The organism is Sunxiuqinia sp., assembly GCF_055140945.1.
The window spans coordinates 143,800-153,557 of sequence record NZ_JBSQYS010000006.1 but is presented as its reverse complement, the minus strand read 5'-3'; the positions used below and the strand labels follow the sequence as shown (position 1 = coordinate 153,557).

General features: G+C 40.9%; 7 protein-coding genes. 2 read left to right on the top strand and 5 right to left on the bottom strand.

The window, feature by feature from the left end:
- The 5 genes from ACTB00_RS04240 to ACTB00_RS04220 form a co-directional block, all read right to left on the bottom strand.
- On the bottom strand, positions 1-381 hold a 381-nt coding region (locus tag ACTB00_RS04240; protein ID WP_463298699.1), incomplete at its 3' end, for a hypothetical protein.
- 124 nt (positions 382-505) lie between these two features.
- Positions 506-1,117 carry an RNA polymerase sigma-70 factor gene (locus tag ACTB00_RS04235; RefSeq protein WP_463298698.1) on the bottom strand — a complete coding sequence of 204 codons (612 nt, stop codon included), beginning with the start codon at positions 1,115-1,117 and terminating at the stop codon, positions 506-508.
- A gap of 107 nt (positions 1,118-1,224) precedes the next feature.
- Complete coding sequence (locus ACTB00_RS04230) at positions 1,225-1,887, bottom strand: NAD(P)H-binding protein (protein WP_463298697.1); 663 nt, start codon at positions 1,885-1,887, stop codon at positions 1,225-1,227.
- A gap of 87 nt (positions 1,888-1,974) precedes the next feature.
- Positions 1,975-3,039: an SDR family oxidoreductase gene (locus ACTB00_RS04225; RefSeq protein ID WP_463298696.1), complete on the bottom strand. Its 1,065-nt coding sequence runs from the start codon at positions 3,037-3,039 to the stop codon at positions 1,975-1,977.
- Positions 3,040-3,101: 62 nt separating this feature from the next.
- Positions 3,102-3,665: a TetR/AcrR family transcriptional regulator gene (locus tag ACTB00_RS04220; RefSeq protein WP_463298695.1), complete on the bottom strand. Its 564-nt coding sequence runs from the start codon at positions 3,663-3,665 to the stop codon at positions 3,102-3,104.
- A 330-nt stretch (positions 3,666-3,995) separates the two neighbouring features.
- Here ACTB00_RS04220 and acs point away from each other — a divergent pair, with 330 nt between their 5' ends.
- Together acs and ACTB00_RS04210 are read left to right on the top strand one after the other, a co-directional pair.
- Entirely contained in the window at positions 3,996-5,909 is a 1,914-nt protein-coding gene (gene acs / locus ACTB00_RS04215) for an acetate--CoA ligase (RefSeq protein ID WP_463298694.1), read from the top strand.
- Positions 5,910-6,267: 358 nt separating this feature from the next.
- Positions 6,268-9,735: a hypothetical protein gene (locus tag ACTB00_RS04210; RefSeq protein WP_463298693.1), complete on the top strand. Its 3,468-nt coding sequence runs from the start codon at positions 6,268-6,270 to the stop codon at positions 9,733-9,735.
- The last annotated feature ends 23 nt before the right edge of the window (positions 9,736-9,758 follow it).

Sequence of the window (9,758 nt, the reverse complement as noted above, 5' to 3'; positions counted from 1 at the left end):
AATCACTTGGGTTTTATGTCCAAATGGCGAATAGATTTCGGTGTAGACTGGCTGGGTTGGTTGATTCATAACAAGCCAGCTAATTCCGCCGCCTGCAATAACTAAAAGAATTGAAGCCGCAATTCTCAACATAAACTGATTAACCCTAATTCTCTTTCCGCGTACTTCAATTCTTTTCTCAACTTTGGTCCAAGCTTGCTTCTTGTTTGGATTATATTCCTCAGGTAGTTCTCCAAAAACAGAATAAGTTACCTGCAATTCCTCCCACAATTTCCTATTCTCACTATTGTCGCTTAACCATAATTTGAATCCTTCATCAAATGACTCCTCCTTGTTTTGAAGGTAGTATTGTATTTTTTTCCAAGGGACATTTGTCGCCATAATTAGTCGCTTTACTAATAAGTAACGCAGAATAAGGCCAACCCCTAAAAAATAGTTGATAAAAATTACTTTGTGGAAAAAGAAGCTGGAGTACGAGGACTTTAGACAATTGTTTATGAGCGACTTATTCGCGAATCCGGTTTGCAAGAAAAAGTACGAAAAGTTTTTCGCGGTGAGGGTATAAGGTAGATCTGAGTTTTTTTAAGGCAATAGTCATTTGGCTTTCTACCGTTTTAACCGAGATGTTTAACCGACTGGCAATTTCTTTGTTTGAGAGTTCTTCTTTCTTGCTCAAAAGAAATATTGTACGACACTTGTCAGGAAGTTCATGAATGGCTTTATCCAGTAAATTTCTGAAGTCTTCCACATTCGGGAAAGTTTCCAATTCCTGATCCGGAACAATGCTCTTTTCGTGCTTTATGTTTTCTTTGAGTCGCTCAAAACTCTTTTGCTCTCGAAGCATATTTAAGCTTCTGTATTTTGTTGCACTAAAAAGATAGGATCGGACTGAAGAGCTGACCTTTATCTTTGATTTATTCTCCCAAAAGTAAACGAAAATATCCTGAACAACCTCTTCCGAAAGGACAGTGTCTTTCAAATAAATATTGACAAAATTGCAGAGCTCCGCATAATATTTGTCGAAGAAATACCTGAAAGCCTGTTTATCACCATCAATCATTCGTTTGATGATGAATAGCTCATCACTATTCCATTTTTCATTCAGTTCTTTGCCCATACCAACTCACTCAAGCAATTAGTCGCATAGCGCAAATATAGAAAAATCAGGATAATATCTGCCTGCCTCTTATTGCGATGATTACTAATTCGAGAAGGGCGTCAATCCTAATCCGATGCCAGTTCAAATAATTCGTCCAGTGTGTATATTGAATATGAAGGCGTGTCGTGCTTGCGAAAAACGGAGTTGATCATTGCCTTAGCCACATCCTGGGCATGAATTGGCCGATACCTTTTAAACACAAACCTGGTTAGCCAGCGGGTAATTTTTAAGCTAAGTTGCTCGAAGCCTCGTTGTTCGCCTCGCTGCCCGTCGAGTATGGAGGGACGCAAGATAATTGTTTTTTCAAAATCAAGTTTTCTCACGTCGTCATCGAGTTCTCCTTTTATTTTACTGTAGAAAATTTTGGATTTTGCATTGGCTCCAGCAGATGAAATCAGCACATAGTCACTGACTTTCTGCTGTGCGGCAGCTTCGGCAACGGTGTATTGGTAAGTATAGTCGACTAAAAACTGCTTTTTTATGCTGCCGGCTTTCTTGCGGGTTGTTCCTAATGACGAAAACAAAACGTCCCCCTGAAGTTTCTCAGCCCAACTGCTGATCTTATCAAAGTCAACCAAATACTCGTTTAGTTTTTCGTGTTTTATGCCAGTTGTCCGACGTGTAAAAATGTTTACTTCCCCGAAACGATCATCTTCTAATAATAAACGGACTAAATAACTCCCTACAAGTCCGGTTGCTCCTATTACGTTTGCTGTCAAATTTTTCATCTGTTTATAATTGTTTGTTTTTACCCGAGTCAAATGGAACTCGCTCCTATTCGTGCTCCCGTGTGTAAGAACTTTTAGATGCTCATTTCATGATCTTTTATCTGGTATTAGCTTATCTGAAACCAACTGATCAAAATGATCCAGAATCGTTTGTTCAAATGGAATAAATGTCATGTTTAGATCTTGCTTAATATACGAATTGTCGAAGACGATATCATGTCCGACATTTCGTTCAACATATTTCCTAGTAAAACCAAATAAGGGGGCAAGTAGTTTAAATAGCCATTTGGGAACATGCTTTTTAGGGACAGGATAATTGGGATATTTCTCTCCGACAATCTTAGCAATGTCCAGAAAATCTTTTTGGTAGCCAGCCGTAAGGTGTCGACCGGAAGCTGAAGGGGTAAGCCCCGCCAGAATGTGTGCTTTGGCGACATCCCGAACATCAACCATTGCTTGAGCTCCGGCTGGTGCTCCGGCTTTAAACTTCCCTGAATAAAGCTGAATCATGAGATCAATACTGGTAGAATCGGAGCGTTTACTTAATGATGGGCCGAGGATAAACCCGGGATTGATAGCAACCAGATCCCAGCGATTTTGTTTTTCTGCAATTTTCCAGGCTTCTTTCTCAGCCATGGTTTTGGAGTACGGATAAGGTTGATGGTTCACGCTGCTGGTGGTATTCCAGCTTTTTTCAGTCATCAGCCCGTTGTTTAATTCTTTAATGTCTGCAGCATCGCCAATCATGGCCACAATACTGGAGGTGAGCACCACCCGTTTGACTGAAGCTATATCGTTGGCAGAGAATAAAATGTTCCGTGTTCCTTGTAGCGCCGGCTGAACCAACTCTTTATCAGCATTTTTTATTCCAGAGATTTTGAAGGGAGAAGCCGTGTGAATGACCAATTCGCAACCACTCATTGCCTCAGCAAAAGATTGGTTGATCAGCAAATCTGCTTCAAATATTTCAAGTTTACCTTTACTCTTCTCTGCACAATCTAATAAATGCTGAAATTTAGCTTGGTTGGATTTATTCCGGACAGTTGTATGAACAGTATATCCATCGTCCAGTAATCGTTTAACGATCCACGAAGCCAGATATCCTGTGCCTCCTGTAACCAAAATTGGGGTGTTCTTATTAATTGTTTTCATCGTTTGTTCTATCTATTTTGTTTAAGCAATAGACTGATCAGTCTATTGCCAGTTGAATTTTTTTACCCTTTTATGGTGTCCCAGAATAGTTTAAAAGCATCATTCTGATATTTTTCTTCATTCATTTTTTCAGGATTCTCCATTAAGTGTTTGATGATACCGTTTAACAGTCCTTGCATTGCTTCAACCAGCAGATCGATAGGAACCGCCTTTAAAATATCTTCATCCTGTCCCTTTTCAATTAGTTCATAAATAAACTGAAATCGCTGTAGACCAAGCTCTCTTGTTAAATTCGTGATAAATGGGGAATTGCTGTAACTGGTGTAAAACTGTTGATGGTTCGGGTGATCGACTGCCCAAACAATATAGTTGAAAAAGATTTGGCGAAGCTTAGCTTTAAGCGTTTCCTGCACGTTTACGTTCTCTAAAAGAGAATTCGTTAGGTTATCTTTTGTTTCAAGATAAAGGGTATTGATTAACTCTTCCTTGGTTCTAAAATAATGAAAGAGAGTGCCTGTCGCTACGCCAGCGTCCTTCGCTATTCTCGATGTGGGAGTTGCGTGAAAACCATTGGCTACAAACAATTTAAGCGCTGTATCTAGTATTTGTTCTCTTTTTGTATTCATATTAAATCGACTAATCAGTCTACAAATCTATTCATTTAATATTGCTCTTCCAAATCAAGCTACTGCTCTTTGAAGAGTTCCTATCTAAATAGAGTATTCGAACTTACTCTTATTGCCAACTGTTAAGTCTAGCGTAGAGTGAACAAAGCGCGATCTAAATCTTTGAGTGGTGTATTGTGTTGGAAGTAAGTGCTGTGTGAGGCATACTTCTGTCGTTTCAAATCGTTCATCGGTTTGACGGGATAAGTCCCCGCCTTGCATCTTATTTTTATTCAGTTTAAATTAGTATAGTTAAATTAACAGCTGAAAATAACCTATAAAACGAATAAAATGATAAACAAGATTCACAGTCTGGGAGGCTACATTCATGAATATCAGAAAAGTATCGCTAATCCTCGGGCTTTTTGGGGACAGCAAGCCGAATGCTTTTATTGGCGTAAGCGATGGGATAAAGTATTGGATTGGAATTTTGATGAACCCAGTATTCAGTGGTTTGTGAATGGGAAGCTCAATATTACCGAGAATATTTTTGAGCGGAATTTGTATACGCATGGTAATCAACCGGCTATTATTTGGGAACCCAATGATCCCAACGATGAATCACGAACTTTAACTTATCGGGAGTTATTTGAAGAAGTAAATCGATTTGCCAATACCCTGAAACGCCTGGGTGTTGTAAAAGGCGACCGGGTTGCTTTGTATATGCCCATGGTGCCTGAACTGGCAATTGCCGTTTTGGCTTGCGCACGAATCGGTGCAATCCACTCGGTTATTTTTGCCGGATTTTCAGCAAACGCACTTCAGGAGCGTATTAACGATGCATCGGCCAAAGTCCTGTTGACAGCAGATGGCGGTTTTCGGGGATCGAAAATTACCCCCTTAAAAGAAATTGCGGACGAAGCGCTCGAAACATGCCCAACCATTGAAACTGTGGTTGTTTTAAAGCGGACAAAATCAGAAGTGGAGATGGTTGTTGGTCGTGATATTTGGTGGCACAAGGCCGTTGATGGACAATCTACTGAGTGTGTTGCTGAAGAAATGGACTCGGAAGATCCCCTGTTTATTTTATATACTTCAGGATCAACCGGAAAGCCAAAAGGAATAGTTCATTCCACTGCTGGGTACATGGTGTATTCGGCTTATACTTTTAACAATGTTTTTCAGTACAATGCCGGAGATGTATTTTTCTGTACAGCAGACATTGGCTGGATTACAGGTCACAGCTATATTGTTTATGGTCCATTGCTGACGGGAGCACAAACACTCATGTTTGAAGGAGTTCCTACCTGGCCTGACGCCAGCCGTTTTTGGGATATTGTTGCCAAGTACAAGGTCAATCAATTTTACACGGCACCAACAGCTATTCGAGCCCTACTGGCGCAGGGGAACGATTTTTTAGAAGGGAAAAAAGTCGATTCGCTTAAAGTTCTGGGGACAGTTGGAGAACCTATTAATGAGGAGGCCTGGCACTGGTATCACGATCATGTTGGACGCAACCAATGTCCAATTGTTGATACCTGGTGGCAAACCGAAACCGGTGGGATCTTGATTTCTCCTATTGCCGGAATTACCCCGACCAAGCCCTCCTTTGCAACCTTGCCACTCCCTGGTGTTCAACCAATAATTGTTAACAACGAAGGGAAAGAATTAACAGGCAATTCGGTAGCGGGAAATCTCTGTATTAAATACCCCTGGCCGGGAATAGCCCGCACATTATGGGGAGATCACGAGCGATTTAAGCAAACGTATTTCTCAACCTACGATAAGCTGTACTTTACCGGTGATGGCGCCAAACGCGACGAAGACGGTTATTACCGAATTCTCGGGCGAGTAGACGATGTGATAAACGTGTCGGGACATCGTTTAGGAACTGCCGAAATTGAAAATGCCATTAATGAGCATCCTCTGGTAAACGAGTCAGCCGTTGTCGGATATCCTCATGCCATCAAAGGACAGGGAGTTTACGCATTTGTGGTTTGTGGCGAATTATCAACAGGAGGAGTTGACGGGATTCGAAAAAGCATTATGCAAGGAGTTGCAAAAATTATTGGACCTATTGCACGACCGGATTTGGTGCAAATTGTTCCGGGGCTTCCTAAAACCCGAAGTGGTAAAATTATGCGTAGAATATTGCGTAAAGTAGCCGAAGGCGATGTAACCAATCTTGGCGACACCTCAACGTTGTTGGATGAAGATGTGGTTGAAAGTATCATAGAAGGAGCATTGGTCGATGTGAAAAGATAACGTTAAATCTAACTCTTAAAAAGGAGCAACTACGGCTCCTTTTTTTATGATGTAACTTTTGTGTTAAAATTGAATTACGAGTTATCTTTTCCCGAAATAGAAACCATTTTCTGCCTATTTTCGTGGCTAATTAGGGAAATCTGATTTGATTCAATATTACGTTGAACATCTTAGCTGTAAAGAACGTACCTATTTAACAGGAGTAGAATTAATTCATGAGCTGTTGTCCGGTTCGAGAAAATTAAGATTCAGTCAGAATTAGAGATTCGATAAGATCAACAGCGAGCTTAAATTTTGATTATTCAGTTTGGCTGAACAATCAGATACGATTAAAATAATAACCAAATAAATATATATCATGACTGTAAATAGAACCTTTGGGATAGGCATCGATAAGAATGAGCCTGACGTGTCAGACAAAAAAAAGATCCAATATATCAACCTGAAATTGGCCGCTGATGGTTATCCTACGTGCACCAGTGGAGCTAAATCAGATTTTCTTGAAATGGCCATGCCTCTTCTGAATAACTACAATGTTAAGTCGAGGTTACTATCAAAAAATACATCTCCCATGGGAGATCGGATCCGGAATTTTATTTCGGACTATCTTAGTGATGTTCCGGGTGATAATACTATTAATTTCCCAAGTCATCCTTTCATTTTAGATCGTTACGGATTGGCTCGGATGATTTCAATACCACCAACTGCTGATTTGTATGAAACAGATATCGTAAAATCTTATCGGACAGCGCAGGGCGTCCTGAACAACCCCAAAGAAGACAGAAGAACAACAAAAGGGGTTTTTCATGTTAGTGAAGGCGGATTGCCAATTCCTGATGATAAGAAGGCTGTTCCAAAAGCAACATTCTGCAAACTGTTGCAAGCTGCGATGAATCCACCAAAGGAGCTGCTGAAATTGCCTTTCACCGCAAATCAGGAAGACGTGGCTGAGTTATTCGTTACATTGATGTTACGCCCCATTGTTGTTCCTGAGGTTCCGGGAGTAATATCTGAAAAATCGATGGAAGTTTGTTTTCTGGCTCCTGCAAGTTTGGTATCAAACCTTGATTTTGTGGAGTCGATTTTCGGAAACGCCGGCGATCCGTTTCTGCCCGAAAATGATGCTGCATTAGATCCGGAACACTGGACCGGACACACCGGCTGTGTAATTCTTGCGCCGCACTTGACACAACTGACCAAGAAAGAGCTTGGTCTTCCGCATTACGATAACGCGACTGAACGCCAGCGTCGTGATGGTATGTGCTGGAAAAAGGAAGGTGAGAAATACAATGACGGTAGTGCTTTTAAAATTGCTGCTCGTGACGAACGAGGTGTGGCCATCACGTTAATTGCCGATAACTACTACGGATATTGCAAAAAGGAAGTAAAAACCATGATTGGCTACTCAGCCAATTTATTTGGTTTGGCAGAGGAAGAACATGCCGGTGGAGCCATCGCTTTCCCTAGCTATAACCTGGGTGAAAAATGCTATTTAGATGAGCGTTTACCCAATAACGGACTGAATTTCGCTTCCTTCATCTACTTGTTTGCCGATATGCTGGATTTGAAAAAAGAAGGTTATGCGGTTGACAAAAAATACCGGGATATTATTTATATTCCTGAAGATGCCCGATTTAACCTGATGGAGCAAACAATTAAATGGTCAACAAGTGGGGCAGAGCAGGTTATTAAACTTCTTCCGTACAAACACTACATCTATCCGAATGGGTACAAAGTAGAAATGAAAAAGCGTATTGAAGGACCGAAGTGGCACCTGGTAGGTACCATGGCCGAAGGAACACTTTGCCACAAACCTTGTACTGTTTCAGGAGGCGGAAAATCAGAGATCTCTAAATCGATTAAAGATGCCATGATTCAGGGACCAGTTATTGTTACTGACTTAAATAAGGATCTGGACATTGTTGAGGAAATCATGTCGAAAGACTACTCGAAACGGTTCAAAGTTTCTCCTGACTATTCAAAAAATAAACCACGTCATATTTTAAGCCGTCGACGTTCTTTAGGCTCAGTGATAAAGTTGTTGACTCCTGCTGAAGAATATACCGATGAATACAACGAATGGCTGACTTCCTTCCCTCAACGAATTAAAGTGCTGATTTATGTGATTAAAGGAAACTACAGTGCGGACTGGGATAAAGATTGGCGGAAATACTTCTCGGTGGATAAAGTAAATGGTGTGCCCGGAAATGAACTGAAATTTCAGAATGATAAACTGCTATCGAACTTCCTGAGAGTTGGACATGACGAGGATAACTCATGGCGCATTTTCCTATTACGTCAGGATTATAATCCGTCAAGTAAAGTTCAGGCTGAAGATGATATCACTGCATCAGTAACGTTGAAATCAGAAAACCTGAACAACTTAAATACCGAATATAAAAATCAAAGCGTAAAATTGCTTACCAACTGCGAATCACGTTTATTCCAGCGACCTGATGATTGTGTGCATAAAGGGTATGATAAGCAAGGTGAAAAAGATCTTTCAAGTCCGAATACCTTCTTGTCAAACTTTGAACCATTGACACGTGAGCAGGTGCAGGAAATCAAGGACGATGCAATTGGCTTTGAGCTGTACACTCAGCCTGTTAAAGACTTAATTAACGACTTTTTAGAAATCGGAACCACCGATTACCTGGTGGTTCCTTCGGAACCTCGGTTGGTAAATGGTGTGCCTTCTAAAAATCCGAGATACTTACAAACAAGGCCTGATTTGGTAGACTCAACTGATAAATATGTTGCCGAAGTTGGTACACGTATTTTCAGAAAAATTCCGCTGGATCAACCAGTATACTCTCCGGTGAACGCAGTATTGCCAGGTCGCAGAAATAACCCTGCCGAACCTGAAAATAATGTACCACCATTGGCCGTTTATAATCCAATTCACTATCAGGAATTGCCTGAGTTGTTTATCGATTTTATTTGTAGCATAACCGGAAAGTCTCCATCAACCACCGGGTTTGGTTCCGAGGGAGCTTTAACCAAAGGGCCTTTCAACTCCTTGTTACCTGCTTCTGACTTGAATAATGCATTCTTGTCATACATCTTAACAGGTTACGATGGTTTCTCTTCAGCAGCCGGCTATGTTGGACCAAAATATAAAGTTGATCACGATGTTAGTTTACTGGTTCCTGAAATCTGGTGTCGGATGTCAGTTGAGGAGCGCGATCCAAAATTCTTAATAGAAAACGGGTACTTGGAGAAAATTGAAAACTTCAAGCATAAAGGAAAAGAAGTTGATGCCAGCTTGTTGGGATACCGAATTACCCTAAAGTTTGTAACTCACTTCCTGGCTCGTATTTTCAGTAAGCCTGATGCGGTTTTCAGCGACGACATGTTGCGCCCTGAAAAACAAGACATTGACATGTTTGTAGCGTCAGTCGAAAATCTGAGTATTACTCAAAGACGAGTGGCCGAAGGATTGATGCGCGATGGTACAGTTGATATGCTTTGCCCACCACTGAAGGCACTGGTTCACATCATGGTAGATGGTAAATACAAGGGGAAAGATCGCAATGATCCTAAAATTCGCGCCATGTTTACCCGTGAAGCGGTACTGAATAGCGATTGGTATAAAGCACGTTTGGTTGAAAAACAAAAGCGTGATATCGAGCAATGGACTAAGCGTGTAGCTTACATTGAACAAATCATCAACCTGAAGAATTTTGCGGAAACAACCGCCCGTTTGAATTTACAGGAACGCTTAAAAGCAGCGAAAGAAAAGCTAAGTAGGGTTTCTTCATCCGAGTACCTGAATGAACTGGAAGGAACTATTGGTGTGGATACCTTGAAGCCTATTGAAGATTAATTTCTGAAATAAGAATATAAAAA